Here is a 23,874-nt window from a genome sequence, read left to right as displayed (position 1 = left end):
TTGCGGGGTTGATGGCAATGGATCCGATCGCAGCATCGGCGGCCACGGCCTTGGTAGGGGCGATGACCAGCGAGGCCTGGCAGCAGATCCGGGCGGCCTTCGTCGACTGGTGGCGTCGCGTCCGCCCCGACGACGCCGACCGCGTGAACACGGAGCTGGACGAGTCCCAGCGCCGCCTGGACGAGGACCGGACGACGGAGGCGGCGCTGGTCTCCGCCTGGCAGGACCGGCTGGAATCGCTGCTCGGCGAGAACCGCGCGCTGGCGGACCAGCTGAGCCACTTGGCCGAGATGGCCGAGCAGGCCAAGCGGGACAGCCCACGCGTGCGCAACGAGACCGGCGACCGCAGCGGGACCCTGGAGCAGCACGCCGAGGCGTCCGGACAGGGCCGGGTCTACCAGGCCGGGCGCGATCAGCACATCCACGAGCCATGACTCCCCCCGGCGGATCCCCACACGGCCTCGGGGGCGGACCCCCCGTCCGAAGCGAGGAGATCCCGCCGGGTGAGGAGATCCGCCTCCAGGCGAACGCCTCTGACCGGGCCAGGATCTACCAGGCCCGGCGGGACATAGTCGTCGCCGAACGGGACCTGCACCTGCACTATGAGGACGGTGTCAGCTCGGCCCACAAGGTGCTCACCGCCTCGGCGTCCGAGGAGTGCCCGTATCCCGGTCTGGCCGCGTTCGGCACCGACCAGGCGCAGTGGTTCTTCGGGCGGGACGCACTGGTGGCCAAGCTGCTGGTCCGCCTCGACGCCTGCCTCGCGGTGGGCGGCGCGCTGGTCGTCGTCGCCCCTTCCGGAGCGGGGAAGTCCTCACTGCTCAGGGCGGGTCTGCTGGCCGAGTTGAAGCGAGGCTCACTGCCCGGTTCCGCGCAGTGGCCACAAGTGTGGCTGACACCGACCTCCCAGCCGATGGCGGCGCTGCGCGGCCACCTGTGGGAGATCATGGGCAGTGGCCCGGACGGCTCTCCCGTCCTGCATACGGACGCACTGCGCCGCACCCTCGCGCGGGGCCCCATGGAACGCCGCGTGATCGTGATCGTCGACCAGTTGGAGGAACTGTTCACACTCTGCCCCGACAAGGAGGAGCGGCGGGACTTCCTGGACGCGGTCCTCGGCATCGCTGACCCGGGCCCGGACGGCGAATCCCCGCTCGGTCTGGTCGTCTTCGGCCTGCGCTCGGACTTCTACTCCCAGTGCACCGCCCATCCCGGCCTCCTGGACGCCGTGGAACGCAACCAGGTGGTCGTGGGACCGCTGTCCCAGAAGGGGGTACGGGAGGCGATCCTGTACCCCGCCCGCAGGGTCGGACTGGACGTCGAACCGGGGCTGGTACAGGTCCTGCTGCGCGACCTGGGCACAACGGAGAGCGGAGCCCACGGCACCGGCGCCTACGAGATCGGGCGGCTCCCCCTGCTGGCCCACGCGCTGCGGGCCACCTGGCTGCGCCGCGCCGGCCATGTCCTCACCGTCGACGGCTATGAGGCGACCGGCGGCATCGCGAACAGCGTGACGGCCGAGGCGGACCGCTGGTTCGACCGGCTGGAACCGCCGGCGCGGGAGACCGCGCGGTCCGTGTTCCTGCGCCTGGTCAAGTTCGGTGAGCGGGGCGCCAGGGACACCCGGTGCCCGGTGCCCTACGACGAACTGCTGAGCCACTGCGCGCGCCCGGAGGAGGCCGCCCAGGTGGTCGAGAAGTTCACCCGGGGCCGACTGCTGACCCGCGAACAGGACACGGTCACCATCACCCACGAGGTTCTCCTCCGGGCCTGGCCACGCCTGCAGCACTGGATCAGCGACCACCGCGACGACTACCTGACCCGGCAACGGCTGGAGGACGCGGCGGCCGCATGGCAGGAGGCCGGTCGGGACACCGGGATGCTCTACCGGGGCGCCCGCCTGGAGGAGGCCGGCGCCCTGGCCGCGGGAGACGGCGGGGACGACAACGGGGAGCGGGGCGGGCTGGGTTCGGTGGCGTCGGAGTTCCTGGCTGTCTCGGTACGGCAATGGAAGCGCAGTCGGCGGATACGGCACGGGGTGATCGCCTGCCTGAGTGTGCTGGCGGTGCTCGCCGCGCTGTCGGCCGTAGTCGCCGTCCTGCAGAGCGGCGCGGCGGATCGCGAGCGCGACACCAAGATCCTTGGCGAGATCAGGCGCAACGCGATCGAGTCGCGCACCACAAACCCTTCGCTCGCCGCCCAACTGGACCTGGTGGCGCACGGCATCAAACCCGATGATTCGACCGAGGTCGACCTGCTCAGCGCCCAGAACCTGCCACTGTCCACGGTGCTGACCGGCCACCGGAGCGAGGTGAACGTCGTGGACTTCAGCCCGGACGGGCGCGTGCTGGCGAGCGCGGACGACAACGGCGTGATCCGGTTGTGGAACACCGCTCGCCAGGGCCACACCGCCGCACTGGGCGATCCTCTGCAGGGTTTCAAGAAGAAGAAGGTGTTCGGGCTTGTCTTCAGCCCTCGCGGGCACTTCCTGGCCGCAGGGGGCGATGCCAACACCATCCGCCTCTGGGACGTCCACGACCCCCGCCACCCCACGGACCTCGGTAGCCCGGTAAAGGTGGGCGGTGGCGGAGTGAACCAGCTCGCGATCAGTCCCGATGGACACACTCTGGCGGCGGGGGGCGTAGACGGCCGTATCCGTATGTGGGACGTCACGGAACCCCGGGCCCCGAAGCCCCTGCCAACGCCGTTGACCGGCGCCGATACCGACTATGGGGTATTTGGTGTCGCGTTCAGCCCGGACAACAGGCTGCTGGCGTCCGCCGGGACCGACGGATCGGTGCGGCTGTGGCGGGTGTCGGACCCGAGGCATCCGTCGGCTGTCCGCCGACTACCGGACCGTATCTCCTCGTCCGGAATCCCCATGAGTGCCAACTGGGTCGATTTCAGCGCGGACAGTCGGACGTTGGCCGCGGCCGGCGAGGACTCCACAGCCCACCTGTGGGATGTGACGAATCCTGATAAGCCATCACCAATCAACCCTCTTTACGCCAACGACGTCGTCGATTCGGTGGCGTTCTCCCCAAGCCGCGACCTCATGGTCTACGGCGGCGACGACGCCTCCATCTGGCTCGCCACCGTGAAGTCCCCCCAAACCGCCCAGAACATCACTCCAGCCCTGAAGGGTCACACCGGACATGTGCTGGCACTTGCCTTCGACCCCACGGGCACCAGGATGGCCAGCGCCGGCGCGGACCACACCGTCAGGCTGTGGACGATCCCGCGCACGCTCCTCACTGGACACAGTGATTTCGTGTCGACACTGGCCCTGAGCCAGGACGGACATCTCCTGGCCTCGGTCGGAGGGGACAACACCGCACGCCTCTGGGACGTCAGCGCCCAGGACGATCCCCGCCGCCTGAACGGGTCGATCCCCGGCGTCATGCCGTACGCCGGCGCCATCGCCTTCGAACCCGGCGGAAAAGTGCTCGCCGTCGTGACCAAACACGAGGTGCAGTTGTGGGACGTCACCAATCCGAACACGCCCCGCCGTCTGGGAAGTGCTCCCCGCGCCAAGAGCGACTTCCTGAGCGTGGCGTTCACCACCGACGGGAACACCTTGGTCGGCGGCAAACGCAACGGAAAAGTCACCCTATGGAACGTCTCGGATACGTCGGAGCCGAAGGCCGTCACCGACCTGAAGACGGGCGCGGGCAATGGGATAGTGCGGGTGGCCGTCAGCCCGGACGGCCACACACTCGCCGCCGCTTCAGCCGCCGGCAGTGCACGGCTCTGGGACATCCGCGATCCCGCCCGCGCCAAGGCACTGGGCGGACTCCTGAAGGTCAGCCAGGAATCGCTGGGTTCGGTCACGTTCTCCCCGGACAGCCGCACACTCGCGACATCCGGCGAGGACACCAAGATCCGGTTGTGGGACCTCGCCGATCCCGCTCGGCCCAGGCAACTCGGCAAGAACCTGACGAATCACACCGGAGCCGTCAACGATCTGGCCTTCACCCGGGACGGCCGCAGCCTGATCAGCAGCGGGACTTCGGACCAGACGATCCGGCTGTGGGACATCCCCCAGGACCCGGCGCACGCGCGGCCCCACGGAGGACCGGTGACCGGGCTTCTCAACTACGTCAACGCGATCGTGCTCTCGCCCGACGGCCGTGTCCTCTTCAGCGCGAACGGCGACTTCACCATTCGCGCCCTGCCCCTGACCGCGGAGAAGGCCATTGACTACATCTGCCGGGCCACCGGAAACCTGCTGACGCCCGAGCTGTGGCGGATGTACGTCCCGCTTCTCCCCTACGATCCTCCCTGCACCGAAAACTGACGCCCCCTCACCCCCGACCCAGAACCCCTCGCCACTCCCCCACGGCCCCCGCCGAAACCGGTTCTCCCCAGCCCCCCGGCCGAGCAGCCCCGCCGATGTGGAACGCATCGATCCCGGCACTCCGAAGCTCAGCCACATGTTCGAGTCGCAGCCCTCCCCCCACCAGAATCGTCTGCTCGTACCCCGGCTCCCCGCCCCGCCGAGCCTCCGCCAGCAGGGTCGGCAGCCCGTCGTCCACTCCCGTCGCCGACCCGGCCGTGAGGTAGGTGTCCAGGCCGGGCATCCCGTACAGCTGCTTGCGCAGGGCGTCCCGGTCGGCGGCCCGGTCGATCGCGCGGTGGAAGGTCCAGCGGCAGCCGTCCAGCGCACCCACCACCCGCTCCACCGCGTCCAGATCCACATCCCCGTCCGCGCCCAGGAACCCGAGCACGAACTCCTCGGCCCCGGCCGCCCGCAGTTCCCCGGCCAAGCCCACCAGCCGGCCGACATCCCCGGCGTCGAACCCGTCCGCCAACCGCAGCATCACCCGCAACGGAATGTCGACAGCCGCCCGGATCTCCGCGAAGGCCGCGACCGTCGGGGTGAGCCCGTCGGCCGCCATGTCGGTCACCAGTTCCAGCCGGTCCGCACCTCCGGCCTGGGCGGCGACGGCGTCCTCGACACCGAGGGCGATCACCTCCAGGACTGCACGCTGGCCCATCGGACCCCTTCCCTTGGTCGCCCTTGGAGCACTACAGGTCTAGTCCAATCCAAGCGTACGCCCATGAGGTCCGCCCCCGTCCCTCACCCCCCGAACATGTTCAGCTCCCCCGCCTCCACCCCCACCAGTTCGAACTCCCCCGCACCCACCACCGACACCGACCGCCCCGCATACAGCCGTACGAGCGCCGCCGCACTCCCGATGAACCGCCCCGGCGTCCGCACCCCGGACACATCCCCCAACCGCAGCGGCTCGTCCAGCTCATCGACATCGGCATGCAGCGGCACCAGCCCACGCTCCCGGCTCAGCCGCGCGAGCAGCGGCAGCGCGTACGCCAGCCCGGGCCCCTCGTACGCCCCCGGCTCACCAAGAGCCTCCCGTACGTCACCGGCGTGCACCCACTCCCCCAGCGCGGCCCCGTCCAGCCGCCCGCCGGCCCTGGCGATCGCATCCCCCGCCTCGCCCATCACCCGCTCCAGCTCGTCCACGACCTGCGCGTTCGTCCAGTCGCCCCGCTCGGCGATGTCCCGGGCATTCGACTCGGGCGAGAAGGCCCCCTTCTCCAGCCGCCCCTCCACCACCCTCAGCAGCACGGCCGAACAGTGCGCGAGCACATCCCGCACGGTCCACTCCGGGCACCCGGAGGTCACGATCCCGAAGTCGGCCTCGGACCGGGTCCGCAGCAGCGGTATCAGCGCGTCGCGCTCGACGATCAGGAGCCGCCCGGGCAGCTCGGGGTCACGTACGTCACGTACATCGGCAGAAGACGTCATGCCTCCCACGCTAGGGGCGGAAGCGGCCGACCGGGAGAATGCCCCCATGCCCGATCAAGCCGATCCAGACACCCTCGGCGCCCTCGACAGCCTTCGCACCCGCTGGGCCCAAGCCCTGAAATCAGCCCAAGCCACCACCCCCCACCGACCCCCCGCCGACCCGACCCCCTACGCCGACAACCTCCTCACCCGCTACCAGGAACCCCAGCGCCGCTACCACACCCTCACCCACCTCACCGCGGTCCTGGACCACATCGACGTCCTGGAGCAGGCCGAAGCCGGGTACGCCCCCGACCCCGCCCTGGTCCGCCTCGCCGCCTGGTTCCACGACGCCGTGTACGCCCCCGACCGCTCCGAGAACGAGGAGCGCTCCGCCCGGCTCGCCGAGCGCGCGCTCCCCGAGGCCGGTGTCTCGGCGGCGGACACGGCCGAGGTGGCCCGTCTGGTCCGCCTGACCGTCACCCACGCCCCGGCGTCCGACGACCACAACGGCCAGGTCCTGTGCGACGCGGACCTCGCGATCCTGGCCGCGCCGCAGGAGACGTACACCGCCTACACGGCCGCCGTCCGCGAGGAGTACGGCTTCGTCCCGGAGGACGCCTTCCGGGAGGGGCGGGCCGCGGTACTGCGCCAACTCCTCGCCCTGCCACGGCTGTTCCGGACGCCGTACGGAGCGCAGGTGTGGGAGGAGGCGGCGCGGGCCAACGTCGCGGCGGAGCTGGGACGGCTCGAAGCCGCACCCGGGCCGCTTTAGTCCCGTTTAATTCCGTGTCCGTGCTCCCACCCGACCACCTATCCTCACCGCATGCTGAGCACGGGTGGAAACGAAGTGAACGAGGCGGTCGCGGGCCTGGTGGCGCTGCTGCGACCGGCGTTGGACCAGGACTGGGCGGAGATCAACGCCGGGCCGCTGGAGTGGAGTTGCCGGCAGACGGCCGAGCACGTCTCCAGTGATCTCATCGCGTACGCCGGGCAGTTGGCGGGGCAGGCGAAGAGCACGTACGTGCCCTTCGACATCACCATCGACGGCCAGGGCGGAATGGACCCCGCCGACAACGCGGGCATCCTCGACGTCCTCACCACGACCGGCGCCCTGCTCAGCGCCGCCATCCGCACCGCGCCCCGCGACGCGCGCGGCTTCCACCCGTACCCCTTCCGCAGCGCGAACCGCGAGGGCTTCGCCGCGATGGGCATCGCCGAGGTGCTGCTGCACGCCCACGACATGGCCGAGGGACTCGGGCTGTCGTACGAACCGCCCGCGCATCTGGCCGAGTTCGTCCTCACCCGGATCTTCCCGGACGTCCGGCCGGGCCCCGACCACTGGCGGAACCTGCTCTGGGCGACCGGCCGCGCCGACCTCCCCGGCCGCGCCCGACTCACCGAGTGGCACTGGACGAACAACCACGTCCTCGACACCGAACGTCTCCGCCTGGAGGGCGTCACCCCGGCCGCCGCAACCGACCTGAGCGCGGGCGGCACCGGCGGCTTCGACTGGATCGACGGCGGCCCCTTCGACGGCACCCGCGAGGCCGCCGGGATGGTGGTCAAGTCGTACGAAGCGGGCATACACCGACCGGAGTTCGGCCTGTACGTCCTCGTACGCCGCGAGGACGACCGCGCGGTCGGCGGCATCGGCTTCCACGGCGTCCCCGACGAGGACGGCAAGGCCGAGGTCGGCTACGACCTCGCGGAAGCAGCCCGCGGCAACGGCTACGCCACGGAGGCGCTGCACGCGCTGAAGGAGTGGGCACTGGCGCGGGGCGACGTACGGTCCCTGTTCGCAACCATCGAACCGGCGAACACCCCCTCCCAGGCCGTGATCGCCCGCGCCGGATTCGTGAAGGTCAGCGAGGAACTCGACGAAGAGGGGCTCCAGGCCTACGAGTTGCGCGGCTGACGACCCGGCCGGCCCCGCTAACGCGACGTGCCCGGCGCCTTCCGTCTGCGCAACCCCGCCCCGTGCAGCAGCCGTACGACCTCACGGCTGCTGACCTCCACCGCCCCGGCCGCCACCACATCCCCGTACCGATGCGACGGAATGTCGTAGTGATCGCGCTCGAAGGCCCGCCGCGGCACCCCCAACTCATCGGCGAACGCGTGCAGTTCGTCGTACGAGACGTCGCTCACGAGGTGCGACCAGAGACGCCCGTGCCCCGGCCAGACCGGCGGATCTATGTACACGGTCACGACGAGGCGAACCCATCGTCGGCCGCGCCCGCAGCGCCCAACGAGCCCAGCGCCGCCACCCTCACCCCCGCCTTGTGGCACACCCACTGCGGGTCGGGGCCCAACTCTGGCTCCACCTCCAGGGCGTGTGGATCGCCGCCGCCGCAGACCGGGCACAGGGGCCAGCGGCCGTAGCTCTCCAGGAGCGCGTCCTGGACGTCCTGGGCGACCAGGCCCGCCACGTACCCGGAACCCTCCGGCCACTGCTCGACCCACCAGCGGCGCTCCACCACCGACGCCTCAACCATCGACACGACGTCCGGCTCGGCGACCTCGCCCGCGGCCAGGTCTGCGAGGACGAGTGCGCGGGCCGTGTGCAGCGCCTGCTCCAAAGGGGTGATGGGGGTCATGCACCCATTGTGCGCACTCTTGACCGTACGTCCGAATGGAAAATATCTTTCATCATGTGACCCAAGACGTGAAGGAAATTTTCGGATCAGCGGCCGCCGTGCCCGGTGGACTCGGTGTCACCCCACCCGCGCCCGCCGCCCTCGCCGCCAAGGTGCGGACGCTGGCGCCCTCGATGACCCGCTCCATGCAGCGCGTCGCCGAGGCGGTCGCCGCCGATCCGGCCGGCTGCGCGGCCCTCACGGTCACCGGCCTCGCCGAACTCACCGGCACGAGCGAGGCGACCGTCGTCCGTACGGCGCGGCTGCTCGGCTACCCCGGGTACCGCGATTTGCGGCTCGCGCTCGCCGGGCTCGCCGCCCAGCAGCAATCGGGGCGCTCCCCCGCCGTGACCGCCGACATCGCCGTCGACGACCCGCTCGCCGACGTAGTGGCGAAACTGGCGTACGACGAGCAGCAGACCCTCGCCGACACGGCCGCCGGGCTCGATGTCGTCCAGCTGTCGGCCGCCGTCAGCGCGCTCGCCGCCGCCCGTCGCATCGACATCTACGGTGTCGGCGCCTCCGGTCTGGTCGCCCAGGACCTCACCCAGAAGCTGCTGCGTATAGGGCTGATAGCGCACGCCCACAGCGACCCGCATCTCGCCGTCACCAACGCCGTGCAGCTGCGCGCGAAGGACGTCGCCATCGCGATCACCCACTCGGGGTCCACGGGCGATGTCATCGAGCCCTTGCGCGTCGCCTTCGAGCGGGGGGCCAGCACCGTCGCGATCACCGGGCGGCCCGACGGGCCCGTCACGCAGTACGCCGACCACATCCTGACCACCTCCACGGCCCGCGAGAGCGAGCTGCGCCCGGCGGCCATGTCGTCCCGCACCAGCCAACTCCTCGTCGTGGACTGCCTGTTCATAGGCGTGGCGCAGAAGACGTACGAGACCGCCGCGCCCGCCCTCTCGGCCTCCTACGAGGCCCTGGCCCACCGCCACACCCCGCGCGGCGGCAGCACGGCAGCACGCCGATAGAACCGAACGACCGTTGGACCGTTAGATCGGAAAGAGCAGCACGCCATGACCTCAACCGCTGACGCCTCCTCCAACAACCGCGCCCTGAAAGAGGAGTTGGAGTCGCTGACGACCGAGGCGTTCCGCCCGGAGCTGGCCGAGATCGACCAGTTGGCCACCCTCGACATCGCCCGGCTGATGAACGCCGAGGACACCACCGTCCCGGCTGCCGTCGCCGAACGGATCCCGGAGATCGCCGCCGCGATCGACGCCGTGGCGGCCCGTATGGCACGCGGCGGCCGGCTGGTCTACGCGGGCGCGGGGACCCCGGGCCGGCTCGGTGTGCTGGACGCGTCCGAGTGCCCGCCCACCTTCAACACCGACCCCGCGCAGGTCACGGGCGTGATCGCGGGTGGACCGGCAGCCATGGTCACCTCTGTCGAGGGCGCCGAGGACTCCAGGGAGCTGGCCGCCGCCGACCTCGACGCGCTCGGCGTCGCCGCCCTGGACACGGTGGTCGGGGTGTCCGCCTCCGGCCGTACGCCGTACGCGATCGGTGCCGTCGAACACGCCCGCGCGCAGGGCGCGTTGACGATCGGGCTGTCCTGCAACGCGCACAGCGCGCTCGCGGCGGCGGCCGACCACGGCATCGAGATCGTCGTAGGACCCGAGCTGCTCACCGGGTCCACCCGCCTCAAGGCGGGGACGGCGCAGAAACTCGTCCTCAACATGCTGTCGACGATCACGATGATCCGGCTCGGCAAGACGTACGGGAACCTGATGGTCGACGTACGGGCGTCGAACGAGAAGCTGCGGGCCCGTTCGCGGCGGATCGTCGCCCTGGCGACCGGGGCGGGCGACGAGGAGATCGAGGCGGCGCTCGCGGCGACGGACGGGGAGACGAAGAACGCGATCCTCGTCGTCCTGGGCGGGGTGGACGGTCCGACGGCCGCCCGGCTCCTCGCGGAGAACGACGGTCACCTGCGCGCTGCACTGGCGGCTGCACCCCACTGATGCGTGGGCGCCTCCGCCCGTCGGGCAGGATGGGCGCCATGACCGAGATCCACACCCCCCGCCTCCTCCTCCGCCGCTGGACCGACGACGACCTCGTGCCCCTGTCGGAGATCCACGCGGACTCCCAGGTCATGCGCTGGATCGACGACGGCTCGGTGCGCGACCTGGAGTACACGGCCGAGGCGATCGAGCGGTGGGAGGAGGAGTGGGACGAGGAGGGCTTCGGCGTCTTCGCCGTCGAACTGCTCGCCTCGGGCGAACTGGCGGGCGCGGTCGGCCTGTCCGTGCCCGAGTTCCTGCCGGAGGTCGCGTCCGACGTGGCGATCGGCTGGCTGCTCGGCTCGCAGTTCTGGGGCCAGGGGTACGCCTCCGAGGCCGCCCACGCGACCCTGGAGTTCGCCCTCCAGGACCGGGGTCTGGACCGGGTGATCAGCGTCAGCAGGGCGGGCGACGACGCCTCCGAGAACGTCATCCGCAAGCTGGGCCTGACAGAGGAACGGCAGACGACCCACCCTGTGTACGGTCATCAGCTGATCGTCCACGCGATCGACCTGACGGAGTTCGAGGCGTAGGTCCGCCTCCGTAGGCATACCCGCACTCGCGCCCGCGTTGTCAGTGGCGTGTGCGACGGTTGGGAGTACCCGGTACACCGAAGGGACGACCACCGTGAACCACGCCCAGCTGACCGCCCTCGGGCGAGCCCTGCGCGTCCTCGGCGAGCACGGGGACGCGCTCGGCTCCGACACCCCCGACGCGAAACTGCAGGAGGTCAAGGCCGATCTGAAGCGGGCCCTGGCGATCCTGGAGGACACGGTGTCCGGGTCGGCGCCCACGACCCGCTGCGGCGAGCATCCGAACGGCCCGGTGGACGAGAGCGCCGTCGACCTGTGCCTGCTCTGCGAGACGCGCCGCCGCAGCGCCCGCCGCAGCGAACAGAACGGCACGTATCCCCAGGCTCGTCCCACCGACCCGGAATCGGCGGCCCCCGAGCGCACGATGTCCCGCTACGGCGTCCGTGCCGACCGCCCCCAGCCCCAGCAGCGCTGGCTCCCCGAGGTCTGGACCGGCCAGGTCTGGCAGCTCTGCGGCACCCCGCGCCGCGACCGCCTGGAGGCCGAGCGCTACCTCTCCGCCGAGCGCCGAGGCGCCCGCCCGGGCATCGCCTACCGCCTGGTCCACGAGTTCACCGACTACGAGGTACTGCGAATCTGGGGTACGCCGGTGAAGGTGGACATCGAGCCGATGGGCAACCTGTAGCCCCCTCACTCACGGCACGGACCCACGCTCCACCACCCACTCGACGGGCTGCCCGGTGACCTCGGCGATGTGCTCGAAGTCGCCGTCGTAGTGCAGCACCGTCACACCGTGCCGCTCGGCCGTGGCGGCGATCAACAGGTCCGGGATGGACGCCTCGCGGTGCATACCTTTCTCCGCCAGAAGCCCCTGCTGTACAAGCGACATCAGCACAGCCCTGACCGACGGGTTTCCGGTACGCGCCCACACGCTCTTGTCGACGAGATACCGCTTCACCGCCACGCTTTCGCCATCACTTCCGGGTCGCCGAGGTCGCTGAAGACCCCGCCTTCCAGCATGTCCATGAACCGCTGCCGCCTCGCCGCCGCCACGAACTCCGCCAGGGCACCGTTCACCGTGGCTCGTTTGGTCGTGGTGCCCAGAATTTCCGCAGCCTCGGCAATGAGTGCATCATCAAGGTCGATCATGGTGCGCGACATGGCATCCTCCAGACACACGTTTCCCTCTTACCAGCATGCGTGGATTCCCCCAGTAGTGGTGTCCGAACCACTACTGGGGGACGGTCTCTCGCGTGCGCGGTCCGAGGTCAGACCCCCGTCGAGTTCTTCGCGTACGGAGACACCGCCTCGGCCCCCGGCGCAGCCACGGAAGCCGACGCGGGTCCCCCCTCGCTGAGGCCGAACCGCCCATGCACCGTCCGCAGGAAACCGGGCGCGTACCAGGCCGAGCGGCCGAGCAGTCGCATCGCGGCGGGGACGAGGACACCTCGTACGGCGACAGCGTCGATGAGGATGGCCAATCCACTCCCCAGACCGAACATCTGCATGAAGCTGATCTTGGACGTGCCGAAGGCGAAGAAGCTCACGGCGAGGAGGCAGGCCGCCGCGGTGACGATGCGGCCGGTGTGCCCGAGGCCGTTGGCCACGGCGGACTCGTTGTCCTCGCCCAGATCGTGGAGCTCCTTGATCCGGCTGGTGACGAACACCTCGTAGTCCATCGACAGACCGAAGGCGATGCAGAACATCAGCACGGTCATCGACACCTCCATCGGCTGCGCCGAGAAGCCGAGCAGCGAGGAGAAGTGCCCGTCCTGGAAGATCCAGGTCATGACGCCGAGGGTCGCGCCCAGGCTGATCACGTTGAGGAGCAGGGCACGCAGGGGCTGGACCACACTGCCCGTGAACAGGAAGAGCAGGACGAAGGTGGTGAGGGCGACCAGGGCCACGGCGATCGGGAGCCGGCCGCTGATGGAGTCCTTGGAGTCGACCAGTACGGCGTCGACACCGCCCACCAGCGGGGCTGATCCGGCGGGCGGGTCGACCGCACGCACCTCACGGACCAGGTCCTGCGCCTCGTCCGACCGAGGCACCAGGTCGCTCACCACACTGATCCGCTGTGCGCCCGGCCGCCCCAGAGCGGAGGCGGACTCCGTCGCCGCGGACCGCCGCCCGTCCGCATACGTACCGACACTGCTCTCGACCCGTACGACCCCGTCGATCCCGGACAGTTCGGCCGCGTACGCGCTCAGGGGAGCCTCGGCGACCGGCCCGTCGACGACGACATGAAGGGCCGACTCGTCGTTGCCGTTGAAGTTCTCGCGCAGGGCGACGGAGACCTGGCGGCTCTCGGCGCCCGCCGGCAGGACGCGTTCGTCCGGGGTGCCGAAGGTGATCCCCAGCAGCGGGCTCGCCGCCACCAGCAGGACCGCGAGCACGGGCAGCGCGGTGAGCGCGGGCCGCCGCATGACGGTACGGGCCAGCCGTCCCCACATCGAAGTACGGGACGTACGAGCGGTCGCGCGCCCGTGCTTCAGCCACGGCAGCCGCCCGCTGTTCACCCGGTGCCCCAGGACCACGAACAGCGCCGGCATCACGAACAGCGTGCTGACGGCCGCGACGGCGACGACACCGACCCCGGCGTAGCCGAACGAACGGAGGAAGTACTGCGGGAACACCAGGAGCGCGGCCAGCGCGGCGGCGACGGTCGCGGCGGAGAACGCGACCGTACGGCCCGCGGTGTGCACCGTCCGCCGTACCGCGTCGTCCACGCTCGCCCCCGTAGCGAGCTGCTCCCGGAACCGGCTGATCATCAGCAGGGCGTAGTCGATGCCCAGGCCGAGGCCCAGCGCCGTGGTGAGGTTGGTCGCCGAGACGGAGACGTCGGTGATGCTCCCGAGGAGCGAGAGCTGGGCGAACGAGCCCAGGATGGCGATGACCGCGATGGCGAGCGGCAGCAGGGCGGCGACCACACTGCCGAAGACGAACAGGAGCAGTACGAGGGTCAGCGGCACGGCGATGGCCTCGGCGAGGACGAGATCGTCGACGACCTGCTTCGACATGTCACCGCCGACGGCGGCGCCGCCTCCGGCCCGGACAGTGAGCCCGTCCCCGTCCCCGTACGTTCCGGTGTAGGCGTCGATGAGGGCGCGGGCGTTCTCCTGCTGCTCGGTCTCGTCGCCCTTCACATGGGCGAGCACGATGGCCTCGCGCCCGTCCCGGGAGCGGAGATCCGCGATGCCGGTGTCCGTGTCCCAGTACGAGACGACGTTCGCGAGGCTCTTCTCCGCCCGCAGGTCGGCCACCAGTTCCCGGCCGCTCCGCGTGGCGGCCGAGGCGTCGACACGCCCGTCCGAAGCCCTGACCAGCAGAACCAGGTTCGTCTCGCCGCCGAACTTCTCGTCGATGACCTTCGCGGCCCGGGTGGACTGCGAGGCGGGGTCGTCGAAGCCGCCCCCGAGCAGTTTGCCGAAGGCGCCGGCGCCCAGGGCACCCATGAGGGCCGTGGCCACGACGGCGACGACGAGGACCAGCCGGGACCGGCGGATCGCCAGCTCGGCTATGCGGTCGAACATGACCGTTCTCCTTTGACAGGAAGGGAGTTGAGAGCGAGGGAAGGGAGTTGACCGGCGCGCCACAGACGAAGTTAGCGGGAGGCAAAAAGATTTGGCAGTGTTAGATTTTCTTCATGCCCACACACAACCCAACGGCTCCTCCCTCCCTGCGGGAGCGGCGCCGGGCCGCAGCAGCCCGGGAGATCCTGGACGCCGCCGAGGTCCACCTCGCCGAGCACGGGCCGCACGCCCTGTCCCTGCGCGCGGTCGCCCGGAGCCTGGGCATGACCGTGCAGGCGCTCTACCACTACTTCCCGAGCCGGGACGCCCTGGTCACGGCGCTGATCACCAAGGCGTACGACGACCTGGCCGATGCCGTGCAGGCCGCCGTCGACGCCGGGGCGGCGGAGCCGGACGGCTCACCGCTACCGGGCACGGTGGTCGCGGCCGAGGGCTACCGCCGATGGGCCCTCGACAACCCCGAGCGGTTCCAACTCCTCTACGGAACGCCGTTGCGGTACTACGAGGCCCCCCAGGACGGCCCGACCACCCAGGCGGTCCGCCGGATGGCCGTGACCTTCCAGCGCGAGCTGTTCGGCGGATTCACCACGGAACAGCTCGCCGCAGCCGACGTCCCCCCGCTCTCACCAGCGCTCCGGGCACACCTGGAACAGATGCCGCCGGACAGCCCGGAAACGGCCGTCCCACCCCCCGCGACCGCGCTCTTCCTCAGCGCGTGGGGACACCTGCACGGCCTGGTCATCCTCCAGGTCTTCGGCCACACCGACTTCCTCGGCGACCACGAGGCCGAGCTCTTCCGCATGGCGATGCGGAACATGCTCCAGGAGATCCACGCCCGTATCCCCGCGCTCAAACCTTGATCCACACGACCGGGTGAACCACGGCCCTCATCCGAGGAAAGTGCCGGACCACCGCGCGTTGATCATCAATGCTGCCGATGTCCGATCCCTTCCTTTCCTTCTCCAGGAGACCGTCCTTGAAGGCCTTGAACGCCCGCCGTGTCCTCACCACCACCCTCGCCGCCATCACCCCCCTGACCAGCGCCCTCCTCCTCGCCGTCGCCGCACCGGCGGCCACCGCCGCCGCGAACCCCTGCGGGTTCTACGAGACGGGCAGCGACGCGTACTACAACCACTGCACGGGTGACGGCTCCCGCATCGTCATCGAGGTGGAGGTGTTCGGCCCGAACTACGAGAAGTGCGTGGGCCCCGGCGACACCTGGCTCGGCAGCAGCAGCAAGATCGACGGCGCGTTCTACGTAGGCCGCCTCTGCTGCCCCTGACCCGAACCGAGCCGGTCGGCCCGGCCTCACCCGGGCCGACCACCCGCCTCAGGGCAACCGCCCCTCCCGATTCACCCGCCGCACCCGCGCCCGCAGCACATCCCCGGGCGCCGCCTCCTCCAACGCCTCCGGCGGACAGTCCCACTCGCGCCCACCGCCGATGGGCCGCAGCTGCACATACCCGCCCTCGCGCCCCATGACCTCGCCGACGCGCCCGTCGCGCACATCAAGGGCGTACGACACGTCACTCACGTTTCGTCGCCGCCCGAGGCCAAGCCCTCCAGCACGGCGGCCAGCCGCGTCGCCGTACGGACGTTGCAGCGCCCGAGGAGCACCAGCGCGAAGGGCTCGTCGCTCGCACCGCTCACGGGATCGACCCCCAGCGACGGCAGGGCGATGCCGACGCCTTTCAAGGCCGCCCGCAATCGCACCACGATTTCCTCGGTCGACAGCAGCTCCATCGTGCCCGTTCCTCTCCACTCTGAGTGTTCGCGTTCTCCACACAGCGTGGCGGTGGGGTGTCTAACCTGGCCAGAGCCGGACCCCCAACAACCCCATGTGTTCAAGAGGGAGTTGCTGCCATGGCAGGACCGAAGGACCTCGACCCCTCCTCCTCACCCCGCGCCTTCCTCGGCGCCGAGCTGCGCCACGCCCGCGAGGCGGCGGGCCTGAGCCAGGAGGAACTGGGCGGACCGCTCTTCGTGAGCGGCTCGTTCATCGGCCAACTGGAGGCCGGTACACGGCGGATGATGCACGAGTACGCCGTCCAGTTCGACAGGATTCTGGACACGAAGGATTTCTTCGAGCGCAACTGCGCGGCTCTCGCCAAGTCGAAGTACCCGGATCACTTCGCCGAGGCGGCAGAGGCGGAAGCGATCGCGACGGCCATCAGGGAGTACGCCCAACTCCTCATCCCCGGTCTATTGCAGACCAAGGCATACGCGGAAGCGGTGTTCCGCGCCTACAAGCCACTGGCTCCAGACGCCGAGATCGACGAGGACGTGGCCAACCGACTCGCCCGCGCCCGCCTCCTCAACAACCCAACAACCCCGTTGTTGTGGTCGGTTCTGGACGAGGCCACCCTCCGGAGGGTGGTCGGCAGCCCGGCGGTCATGGCGGAGGCGTTGCGGCACGTGGCCGCACTGATCCGCGAGCACCGGATCATCGTGCAGGTGCTTCCGTTCGGCGCCGGGGCACATGCGTCGATGCACGGCTCCCTGAAACTCATGGAGTTCGAGGACGCCCCACCCCTCTCCTTCGTCGAGGCGCCTGACATGGGGAAGCTGCTGGACGACCCGGCAACGGTCACCCGACACACCCTGCTGTTCAACCTCCTCCAGGCCACAGCACTTTCGCCTCAAGATTCACTGGCCCTCATCGAGTCGGTGGCGCACGATTACGAGCATGGAGAAGAGCACGCTTGAGCACGCCCTGAACACGGCCACCTGGCACAAGTCGTCGTACAGCGGCGGCGACGGCGGCAACTGCCTCGAAGTCGCCCCCGGCCACCCCACCCTCGTCCCCGTCCGTGACTCCAAGAACCCCCAGGGCCCGAAGCTCACGCTCCGGCCGGAAGCGTGGACGGCGTTCGTCGAAAATCTCAAGCACGCCTGACCTTCCGCCGCCCCGAAGCTCAAACGGCGAGCCCCGAGCCCTCTTTCTGAGGAATGGGAGGCGGGCCTCAACCCGCCCTCCCACCCCGCGTGTTGACTTGACGCGTTCGGCTTGCCACGCAGAGTCACGAGGGGCTAGCGTTCCGAGACAGCAAACAAAAACGACCCCCGCCAGGTGCAGCGAACACCTGACAGAGGTCTGACCGTCGAGATCCACCGCTTAAAGGAAATCCCGTGGCTGAAGCCAAGCCTAGTGCTGCCGTCCTGCCCGCGCACGCGACCCCGCCCCACCCGATGGCCAATCCGGGGTACGGCAAACGCGACGCCCCCGACCAACGCCCCCGCACGAACCACGACTTCGCGCATCTCCCGCCGCGCGAGGCAGCGGTGGCCGCGTACATCGACCGGTTGCCCAGCGGGGCCGACGTCAGCGTGAAGACGCTGGCCAAGCACCTCCCGTACGGCCAATGTGCCCTCCGCACGGCCCTCAACAACCTCCAGCGAGCAGGCCACCTGCGCCGGGGCCGCGAACACCTGACCGGCACCGGAAGCCAACTCTGGATCACCCGAACGTGGTTCACGCGCACGGCAAGAGGCGACGACTGGTGGGCAACGTTCACGCGGGGAGACGTACCGCAGGAGTCACCGGCGGAGGCCCAGGACGAGCAGAGTCGCCGCCCGACCCGCTCCCGCGCGTTCATCCTGCTCGCCGCTCTCGGCCGTAGCACCCCCGCCCTGTCCCTCCCCGAGGCGGACTGCGCGTCGCTGGCCCCGCTGGTCGCGGAGTGGTTCGAGCGAGGCGCGAACGAGGAATCCGTACGACACGCCCTGACCGCCGGCCTGCCGACCCCGGTCCACCACCCGGCCGCCCTGATCCGCAGACGCCTCACCACCAAGCTGCCCCCGGAACCCACTGCCGTACGGCCGCCGCTGCGGATGCTGGAGTGCGCGAAGTGCGGGGTGCCGGGGCGGGCGGAGGCGCTGGCGGGAGGCGTGTGCGGCACCTGTCGGGGCGAGACCCCGCCCCGTACCGCCTCGCCCCTGCCTGCCTCCGCGGTCCACTCCCGCGCGGCCGGTATCCGCGCAGAAATGTCCCGACGACGCGAAAGGCAACACGTATGACCGCTCCAACGGTCCGGAGGCATACAGCCGGGGCACCATGGTGGGAAGGAGGCGAGCCCACCATGACCTTTGGCACCAGGCGCCCGCAGATGTCCCGAGAGGACTTCGAGGAGCTGGCCGGTAAGGCCCCCGAGAACGTACAGCTCGAATTCCTCGATGGACGGCTGTACGTCAAGGGCGATCACATCGAGGTCGAGGACTTCGAGGAGCTCGCCCGTAGGGCTCCCGAGGGCGTGAAGCTCGAACTCATCGACGGAAAGCTAGAGGTCAAGCCGTTGCCGGACAACCGCCACAGGGCCATTGTGGTGTGGCTCATTCGGCTGTTCATGCAACTGCGCCCCGAACTCGCCATGTACCACGAACAGGACCTCAAGATCGGCGCCTACCGCAAAGGGAACGCCACGGCGGACGCCGCGTTGGCTCCGTTGGATCACTTCATCGCCGAGGACAAGAACTGGGCCTCGCCGGAGGGTGTCCTCATGGTCGTGGAAGTCACCTCCCACGACCGCGACACCGACCGACGAGACCGCATCGACAAGGTGCGCGGCTACGCGGAGGCAGGCATCCCGGTCTATCTGCTGATCGACCGGGACAACGACACCCTGGTCGTGTACAGCGAGCCGAAGAACGGGACCTACCAGCAGCACCCTTCGTACCCGTACGGAGCCGTGATCGAACTCCCCGCCCCCGTGAACGTCACCCTCGACACCGAGAAACTCAAGGACTACGCCGGCTGACTCGCCGCCAGCACCTTGACCAGGAGTGTTCACCGGGAGCGCAAGGCGGCCTCCAGGACCTCGTGGACGGTCTTCGCGGGGTGACCGATGACGGTTTCCAGGGTGGGATCGGTGGCGTTGAACTCGCCATTGCGCGATGCCGCGAACATCGTCAAGGAGAACTCCGCAGCCGGCCGAGGCATCCCGCCGGCGACCGCCGCCGATGTCCACTCGTCGTCGTCCATGACGACCCGGGTGATGGTCCGGCCGGTGATGCGGCTGAGGATTTCGGCGACGTCGGCGAAGTCCAGTGTGTGGGGCGCTGTCAGCGGCGGCGTGATCCCGTCGAGTGCGCCGTCCTCGGCCAGGGCGAGGGCCGCGGCTTCCGCCAGGTCCTCGTGGGCCGTCCAGGACACCGGGCCGTCCTGCGGCACGGCGAGCGTGCCGGTCTCCAGCGCCGCGCCGATGTAGTGGCCCAGGGTGGAGGCGTAGAACCCGTTGCGAAGAGCGGTGTAGGGGACTCCTTGCCGCTTGAGGTGCTCCTCGGTGGCCGCGTGGACCTTCTGCGGCGGGAAGAGCGACACGGGAGAGGCGGCCTGGTGGCTGGTGTACAGGATGCCTCGGGCGCCCGCCTCCCGTGCCGCGTCGATGGCGGCCCTGTTGGCGGCCGACGCGCCGTCGCCCCGAATGGCCGCGGAGACGACCAGGACGCGCTCAGCATCCTCGAAGGCGTGCTTCAGGCTGTCGGGTTCGGTGAAGTCTCCCGCTCGGACCCGGACGCCGCGCTCGGCAAGGTCGGCCGCCTTGCTCACGTCGCGCACACTGACGCCGATCCTGTCGGCCGGTACCCGCTTGAGCAGACGGTTGACGATCAGCGACCCGAGGTGGCCGGTGGCTCCCGTGACGATCAGCATCGGTGACTCCAGGAGGTTGTTTCCAACGGAATTGAAATAACGGTAACACTGATATTTCCGTTGGATGCATCCACGTACACTCATCCAGAGATTGACCGAGGAAGGCTTGGTGGTATCAGCGATACCATCGTCTCCATGGCATCGACCACGCAGCGGCGGGACATCACCCGGGACCGCATCCTGAAGACCGCGGCCGACCTGCTGCGCGACCAGGGGCCGGCCGCGGTGACCACCCGCCGCGTGGCCCAGGAGGCCGGGCTTCAGCCTCCCGCCCTCTACCGCTTCTTCCAGGACAAGGACGACCTGCTGGACGCCGCCGCGGAGCGTCTCTTCGCCGAACATGTGGCGAGCAAGCAGACCACCGCGCCCTCGGACGACCCTGTGGAAGATCTCCGCGCCGGCTGGAACACGCAGATCAGTTTTGGCCTGGCCAACCCGTACGTCTACGGCCTGTTGCTCGACCCGGCCCGCGCACGCGACACCCCGGCACAGGTCAAGGGTGTGCTGATCCTCGCCGAGCGTGTGCACAGAATCGCCGCCGCCGGGCGGCTTCGAGTGAGCGAGGAACGCGCCGTCAACCTCATCCGCTCGGCGGGCATCGGAACCGTCCACACCCTGCTGACCCTGCCACCGGAGCAGAGCGACCCGCACCTGGCCGACGCCGCCTTCGACGCGATCGCCCGCGCCATCCTCACGGACGAGCCCGCCGTCCCCACCCAGGACCCGGCGGCCGTCGTCGCGGCCTTCCGCACCCTCCTGCCGGAACTGCCCAGCCTCAGCAAAGCCGAGGCCGCGCTTCTCGACGAATGGCTGCGACGCTGATCCAGCACCGTGCATCAGCAGGGCGGGCGGCCGACCGACCGACGACGGACCGGTCGAACCTACTGAGCCGCTTCCTCAACTCGCCCCGGCGCCCCGCCCCTTCGAGTAACCCGACACCTCACCGATCCACGTCACAAAATCCCCCGGATCCTGATCCGCCCCATGCCCCGCGTCCCAGTAGTACGACGTGTCCACGTCGTCCCCCAACTGCTCCAGCCGCGCGTGCAGATTGCCCGCGACCGTGTGGGACGTGTCCGTGTCCTTTGTGCCGAGGCGGATCCACCAGTGCTTGGAGCGCTTGGCGTTGGCCTTGTCGGCGAGGTGGTGCATCGGGTTCATCAGGGCGAGCTTCTCGGGGATGTCCGCGTCGAGGCGGGCGCTGTCGCCGTTCTCGTGGCGGAGGCTCCAGAGGGTGAAGTGGCGGGCCCGGGTGGTTCCCGTACCGAAGAGGTTGTTCTCGGGGCTGGCCATGTCGAAGGTGTCGAAGGACGGCACGTTCTTCTTCCGCGCGCCCACGTGGGTGAGGAAGTCCGCCCAGGTGAAGCTCGCCCTGCCGCCGGACCAGTTGATGAACGGGTTCGCGGCCAGGTAGGTCGCGCGGGCCTCGTCCGACAGGGCCGTCAGGTACTTCGTCGCCGACGGTTCCATGAACGTCTTGAGGAGGTAGTCGTCGAGGTTGCGGGCCGTGAGTCTGCCGTACCCCTTCGCCCGCAGGCCGAGCGACGCCACGTGTTCGCCGTACGCCGTGCTCAGCTCGGCCGACAGCGTCCGGTCCGCCAGCGCGCCGCTGCCCAGCGGGTTCGTCCCCCAGCACCACTCGTACGCCATGTCCGCGTGTTCGAGGTCCGTGATCGGACACCACGCCCCGGTCCCGAAGATCGCGTCGCTCGCGTCGGCCGCCCCGATCGCCTCCAGATACGGCTCGTACAGCGGGCTGTCGCCGGACGCGCCCAGGAGTGACGACAGGGCCCCGCCCGCGCTGACACCCGACGAGAAGATCCGGTGCACGTTCCCGGGCACCCGCCCCTTGTTGGACTTCAAGTACCGTACGGCGGCCTTGAGATCGACGATCGCGGCCGGCGCAACACCGTAGTAGACGCCCGTCGTCGCGTCGACGAGGGTACGGCCCCGCGCTCCCGGTTCCACGACCACGTACCCGGCGGCCAGCGCGAGCGCCTGGCGGGTGGTGGTGCCGCCCATTCCGGTGGCGGTGATGCCGGTCTTGGCCGACACCGAGGACGGCATGTAGCCGCCGACTGCGTTCGCCAGGAGGATCGGCGCCCCGCTCGCGTCGACCGTCGCGCCGTCGATCCGCACCGGCTCGCAGACGTTCAGGGACTGGTAGGTCGCGTCGACCGGGTTCGCCACGTAGGAGGCGACCTTGTAGAAGCGGTAGACCACCTCGTGGGCGGTACCGGTCGTGTCCGTGACGGTGACCGTCTGCTCGGTGTGGGCGGCCGGGTCGAAGACCAGGGACGCGGTTCGGGCACTGGAGGCGAATCCGACCGTGGGCATCGCAACAGCCGCGGCCGTGAGTCCCATGACCACTGACCTGCGCTTCATCGCTGTCTCCTGTCTTCGCGGCTCGTTCGGACGCCGCACAGTTCAACAGCCGTTTCTTAAGGTTTTCTGTGTGTCTCCGGTGAAGGGGGAGGCGGGTGGCCGACAAGCGGCCAGCAAAGCGAACCAATCGCCCACAAAATTGTCAGCAATTTTGGCGGAATCCTGCGGACGGCATCGGACCGTCTCCGCGGGCGATCGGTTCACCCTGCCGGGCGGGCCTGGATCAGCTCAGCGAACCCAGCGCCGACGCGTCGTACGCCTTCAGCTCACCGGTCCTGCCCTCCAGCACCTTCGCCGCCCACTCCGGGTCCTGGAGCAGCGCGCGGCCGACCGCGACCAGGTCGAACTCCTCGTTCTCCAGGCGGTCCAGCAGGTCGTCGATGCTCTTGAGCGGCGCGCCCTCGCCCGCGAAGCCACGCATGAAGTCGCCGTCGAGGCCGACCGAGCCGACGGTGACGGTCGGCCTGCCGGTGAGCTTCTTCGTCCAGCCGGCCAGGTTGAGGTCGGAGCCGTCGAACTCCGGGAGCCAGTAGCGGCGCGTGGACGCGTGGAAGGCGTCGACGCCGGCCGCCGCGAGCGGGGTCAGGATCGACTCCAGCTCCTCGGGGGTCCCGGCGATACGGGCGTCGTAGATGGGGCCCTTCCACTGGGAGTACCGGAAGATGATCGGGAAGCTCGCGGACACGGCCTCGCGTACGGCGGCCACGATCTCCGCCGCGAACTTCGTACGGGCGACCGGGTCACCCCCGTACGCGTCCGTGCGGCGGTTGGTGCCGGCCCACAGGAACTGGTCGATCAGGTAGCCGTGGGCGCCGTGCAGTTCGACCCCGTCGAAGCCGATGCGCTCGGCGGCCACCGCGGCCTCGACGAACGCGTCGATGACGTCGTCCAGGTCGTCCTGCGTCATCGCCTTGCCGCCGGTACCGACGGTGCCGTCAAGGCGCAGCCCGGACGGGCCGACGGGCGGGGCGTCGGCGTACGGGGGCTGCCCGGCCTCCCTGGTCATGCCGATGTGCCACAGCTGCGGCACGATCTTCCCGCCGGCCGCGTGCACGGCCTCGGCGACCTTCGCCCACCCCGCGAGCTGCTCCTCGCCGTGGAAACGGGGGATGCTGTCGCTCTGCCCGGCGGAGTCGTGCCCGACGTACGTCCCCTCGGTGACGATCAGACCGACGCCCGCACCGGCCCGACGCGAGTAGTACGAGGCCACGTCGTCGCCGGGCACACCCCCCGGCGAGAAGCTGCGCGTCATCGGCGCCATCACGATCCGGTTCGGCACGGTCAGCCCGTTCACCGTGAGGGGCCGGGCGAGGATCTGGGCCGCGCGGGAGGTGTGGGCGGGGGCGGGGGCTGTCACGTGGGGACTCCTAGGGAGGGGG

At 70.0% G+C, this 23,874-nt stretch carries 27 protein-coding genes; 15 read left to right on the top strand and 12 right to left on the bottom strand.

All coding sequences use genetic code 11. From position 1 onward, the window contains the following. Positions 1-62: 62 nt before the first annotated feature. Both ACFYXF_RS22195 and ACFYXF_RS22190 read left to right on the top strand, forming a co-directional pair. The gene (locus ACFYXF_RS22195; RefSeq protein ID WP_389351550.1) at positions 63-434 is read left to right on the top strand and encodes a hypothetical protein; all 372 of its coding nucleotides are present in this window, start codon (positions 63-65) and stop codon (positions 432-434) included. Then, positions 431-4,297, top strand: a complete 3,867-nt coding sequence (locus tag ACFYXF_RS22190) for a hypothetical protein (protein WP_389351548.1) — start codon at positions 431-433, stop codon at positions 4,295-4,297. The genes ACFYXF_RS22195 and ACFYXF_RS22190 overlap by 4 nt, the downstream gene beginning before the upstream one ends. Before the next feature lie 7 nt (positions 4,298-4,304). Here the strand turns inward: ACFYXF_RS22190 and ACFYXF_RS22185 are convergent, their stop codons facing one another. Next, the gene (locus tag ACFYXF_RS22185) at positions 4,305-4,997 is read right to left on the bottom strand and encodes a copper homeostasis protein CutC (RefSeq protein WP_389351546.1); all 693 of its coding nucleotides are present in this window, start codon (positions 4,995-4,997) and stop codon (positions 4,305-4,307) included. Between the two features lie 83 nt (positions 4,998-5,080). Beyond that, entirely contained in the window at positions 5,081-5,770 is a 690-nt protein-coding gene (locus tag ACFYXF_RS22180; RefSeq protein ID WP_389351544.1) for a maleylpyruvate isomerase family mycothiol-dependent enzyme, read from the bottom strand. A 46-nt stretch (positions 5,771-5,816) separates the two neighbouring features. On the opposite strand from ACFYXF_RS22180, the gene ACFYXF_RS22175 reads away from it, so the two are divergent. Together ACFYXF_RS22175 and ACFYXF_RS22170 are read left to right on the top strand one after the other, a co-directional pair. Beyond that, on the top strand, positions 5,817-6,524 hold the full coding sequence (locus ACFYXF_RS22175) for a hypothetical protein (RefSeq protein ID WP_389351543.1): 708 nt from the start codon (positions 5,817-5,819) through the stop codon (positions 6,522-6,524). A 51-nt stretch (positions 6,525-6,575) separates the two neighbouring features. Next, positions 6,576-7,667 carry a GNAT family N-acetyltransferase gene (locus ACFYXF_RS22170; RefSeq protein WP_389351541.1) on the top strand — a complete coding sequence of 364 codons (1,092 nt, stop codon included), beginning with the start codon at positions 6,576-6,578 and terminating at the stop codon, positions 7,665-7,667. 17 nt (positions 7,668-7,684) lie between these two features. On the opposite strand, the gene ACFYXF_RS22165 is transcribed toward ACFYXF_RS22170, so the two are convergent. Both ACFYXF_RS22165 and ACFYXF_RS22160 read right to left on the bottom strand, forming a co-directional pair. After that, the gene (locus tag ACFYXF_RS22165) at positions 7,685-7,957 is read right to left on the bottom strand and encodes a DUF4031 domain-containing protein (protein ID WP_389351539.1); all 273 of its coding nucleotides are present in this window, start codon (positions 7,955-7,957) and stop codon (positions 7,685-7,687) included. Then, the gene (locus tag ACFYXF_RS22160) at positions 7,954-8,346 is read right to left on the bottom strand and encodes a hypothetical protein (RefSeq protein ID WP_389351538.1); all 393 of its coding nucleotides are present in this window, start codon (positions 8,344-8,346) and stop codon (positions 7,954-7,956) included. The genes ACFYXF_RS22165 and ACFYXF_RS22160 overlap by 4 nt, the downstream gene beginning before the upstream one ends. A gap of 56 nt (positions 8,347-8,402) precedes the next feature. On the opposite strand from ACFYXF_RS22160, the gene ACFYXF_RS22155 reads away from it, so the two are divergent. The 4 genes from ACFYXF_RS22155 (at position 8,403) to ACFYXF_RS22140 (ending at position 11,615) form a co-directional block, all read left to right on the top strand. Next, the gene (locus ACFYXF_RS22155; RefSeq protein ID WP_389351536.1) at positions 8,403-9,365 is read left to right on the top strand and encodes a MurR/RpiR family transcriptional regulator; all 963 of its coding nucleotides are present in this window, start codon (positions 8,403-8,405) and stop codon (positions 9,363-9,365) included. 45 nt (positions 9,366-9,410) lie between these two features. Then, the gene (gene murQ / locus ACFYXF_RS22150) at positions 9,411-10,358 is read left to right on the top strand and encodes an N-acetylmuramic acid 6-phosphate etherase (protein ID WP_389351534.1); all 948 of its coding nucleotides are present in this window, start codon (positions 9,411-9,413) and stop codon (positions 10,356-10,358) included. Between the two features lie 38 nt (positions 10,359-10,396). Further along, positions 10,397-10,930: a GNAT family N-acetyltransferase gene (locus ACFYXF_RS22145; RefSeq protein ID WP_389351532.1), complete on the top strand. Its 534-nt coding sequence runs from the start codon at positions 10,397-10,399 to the stop codon at positions 10,928-10,930. Positions 10,931-11,024: 94 nt separating this feature from the next. Further along, entirely contained in the window at positions 11,025-11,615 is a 591-nt protein-coding gene (locus ACFYXF_RS22140) for a hypothetical protein (RefSeq protein WP_389351530.1), read from the top strand. A gap of 9 nt (positions 11,616-11,624) precedes the next feature. Here ACFYXF_RS22140 and ACFYXF_RS22135 read toward each other — a convergent pair whose 3' ends face one another. From ACFYXF_RS22135 to ACFYXF_RS22125, 3 genes are all read right to left on the bottom strand, one after another. After that, complete coding sequence (locus tag ACFYXF_RS22135; RefSeq protein ID WP_389351528.1) at positions 11,625-11,894, bottom strand: PIN domain-containing protein; 270 nt, start codon at positions 11,892-11,894, stop codon at positions 11,625-11,627. Next, positions 11,885-12,091 carry a type II toxin-antitoxin system VapB family antitoxin gene (locus ACFYXF_RS22130; protein ID WP_389351527.1) on the bottom strand — a complete coding sequence of 69 codons (207 nt, stop codon included), beginning with the start codon at positions 12,089-12,091 and terminating at the stop codon, positions 11,885-11,887. The genes ACFYXF_RS22135 and ACFYXF_RS22130 overlap by 10 nt, the downstream gene beginning before the upstream one ends. A gap of 107 nt (positions 12,092-12,198) precedes the next feature. Further along, complete coding sequence (locus ACFYXF_RS22125; protein ID WP_389351525.1) at positions 12,199-14,463, bottom strand: MMPL family transporter; 2,265 nt, start codon at positions 14,461-14,463, stop codon at positions 12,199-12,201. A 113-nt stretch (positions 14,464-14,576) separates the two neighbouring features. On the opposite strand from ACFYXF_RS22125, the gene ACFYXF_RS22120 reads away from it, so the two are divergent. Together ACFYXF_RS22120 and ACFYXF_RS22115 are read left to right on the top strand one after the other, a co-directional pair. Further along, positions 14,577-15,323, top strand: coding sequence for a TetR/AcrR family transcriptional regulator (locus ACFYXF_RS22120; RefSeq protein ID WP_389351523.1), 747 nt, complete (start codon positions 14,577-14,579; stop codon positions 15,321-15,323). Between the two features lie 125 nt (positions 15,324-15,448). Continuing rightward, positions 15,449-15,745 (top strand): DUF6355 family natural product biosynthesis protein, encoded by a 297-nt coding sequence (locus ACFYXF_RS22115; RefSeq protein ID WP_389351981.1) that lies wholly within the window; start codon positions 15,449-15,451, stop codon positions 15,743-15,745. A gap of 48 nt (positions 15,746-15,793) precedes the next feature. On the opposite strand, the gene ACFYXF_RS22110 is transcribed toward ACFYXF_RS22115, so the two are convergent. Beyond that, positions 15,794-15,997, bottom strand: coding sequence for a hypothetical protein (locus ACFYXF_RS22110; RefSeq protein ID WP_389351998.1), 204 nt, complete (start codon positions 15,995-15,997; stop codon positions 15,794-15,796). Beyond that, positions 15,994-16,206 (bottom strand): hypothetical protein, encoded by a 213-nt coding sequence (locus tag ACFYXF_RS22105; RefSeq protein ID WP_389351521.1) that lies wholly within the window; start codon positions 16,204-16,206, stop codon positions 15,994-15,996. The genes ACFYXF_RS22110 and ACFYXF_RS22105 overlap by 4 nt, the downstream gene beginning before the upstream one ends. 120 nt (positions 16,207-16,326) lie before the next feature. Here ACFYXF_RS22105 and ACFYXF_RS22100 point away from each other — a divergent pair, with 120 nt between their 5' ends. The 4 genes from ACFYXF_RS22100 to ACFYXF_RS22085 all read left to right on the top strand — a co-directional run bounded on the left by ACFYXF_RS22100 (position 16,327) and on the right by ACFYXF_RS22085 (position 19,217). Beyond that, complete coding sequence (locus ACFYXF_RS22100; RefSeq protein ID WP_389351519.1) at positions 16,327-17,169, top strand: Scr1 family TA system antitoxin-like transcriptional regulator; 843 nt, start codon at positions 16,327-16,329, stop codon at positions 17,167-17,169. Then, on the top strand, positions 17,150-17,359 hold the full coding sequence (locus ACFYXF_RS22095) for a DUF397 domain-containing protein (RefSeq protein WP_389351517.1): 210 nt from the start codon (positions 17,150-17,152) through the stop codon (positions 17,357-17,359). The genes ACFYXF_RS22100 and ACFYXF_RS22095 overlap by 20 nt, the downstream gene beginning before the upstream one ends. A gap of 293 nt (positions 17,360-17,652) precedes the next feature. Further along, the gene (locus tag ACFYXF_RS22090) at positions 17,653-18,480 is read left to right on the top strand and encodes a hypothetical protein (RefSeq protein WP_389351979.1); all 828 of its coding nucleotides are present in this window, start codon (positions 17,653-17,655) and stop codon (positions 18,478-18,480) included. A 62-nt stretch (positions 18,481-18,542) separates the two neighbouring features. After that, complete coding sequence (locus tag ACFYXF_RS22085; RefSeq protein WP_389351515.1) at positions 18,543-19,217, top strand: Uma2 family endonuclease; 675 nt, start codon at positions 18,543-18,545, stop codon at positions 19,215-19,217. Between the two features lie 29 nt (positions 19,218-19,246). Here ACFYXF_RS22085 and ACFYXF_RS22080 read toward each other — a convergent pair whose 3' ends face one another. Then, complete coding sequence (locus ACFYXF_RS22080; RefSeq protein WP_389351514.1) at positions 19,247-20,110, bottom strand: NAD(P)H-binding protein; 864 nt, start codon at positions 20,108-20,110, stop codon at positions 19,247-19,249. Between the two features lie 135 nt (positions 20,111-20,245). Here ACFYXF_RS22080 and ACFYXF_RS22075 point away from each other — a divergent pair, with 135 nt between their 5' ends. Next, positions 20,246-20,932: a TetR/AcrR family transcriptional regulator gene (locus ACFYXF_RS22075; protein ID WP_389351512.1), complete on the top strand. Its 687-nt coding sequence runs from the start codon at positions 20,246-20,248 to the stop codon at positions 20,930-20,932. A 75-nt stretch (positions 20,933-21,007) separates the two neighbouring features. Here the strand turns inward: ACFYXF_RS22075 and ACFYXF_RS22070 are convergent, their stop codons facing one another. Both ACFYXF_RS22070 and ACFYXF_RS22065 read right to left on the bottom strand, forming a co-directional pair. Further along, on the bottom strand, positions 21,008-22,495 hold the full coding sequence (locus tag ACFYXF_RS22070) for a subtype B tannase (protein ID WP_389351510.1): 1,488 nt from the start codon (positions 22,493-22,495) through the stop codon (positions 21,008-21,010). A gap of 223 nt (positions 22,496-22,718) precedes the next feature. After that, a complete protein-coding gene (locus ACFYXF_RS22065) occupies positions 22,719-23,852 on the bottom strand; it encodes an NADH:flavin oxidoreductase (RefSeq protein WP_389351508.1) in 1,134 nt (377 codons plus the stop codon). Positions 23,853-23,874 lie beyond the last annotated feature (22 nt).

Origin of the sequence: Streptomyces sp. NPDC002680, assembly GCF_042889145.1 — a bacterium.
In the GTDB taxonomy this organism is placed as follows: domain Bacteria; phylum Actinomycetota; class Actinomycetes; order Streptomycetales; family Streptomycetaceae; genus Streptomyces; species Streptomyces adonidis.
This window is presented reverse-complemented; position numbering and strand designations above follow the sequence as displayed.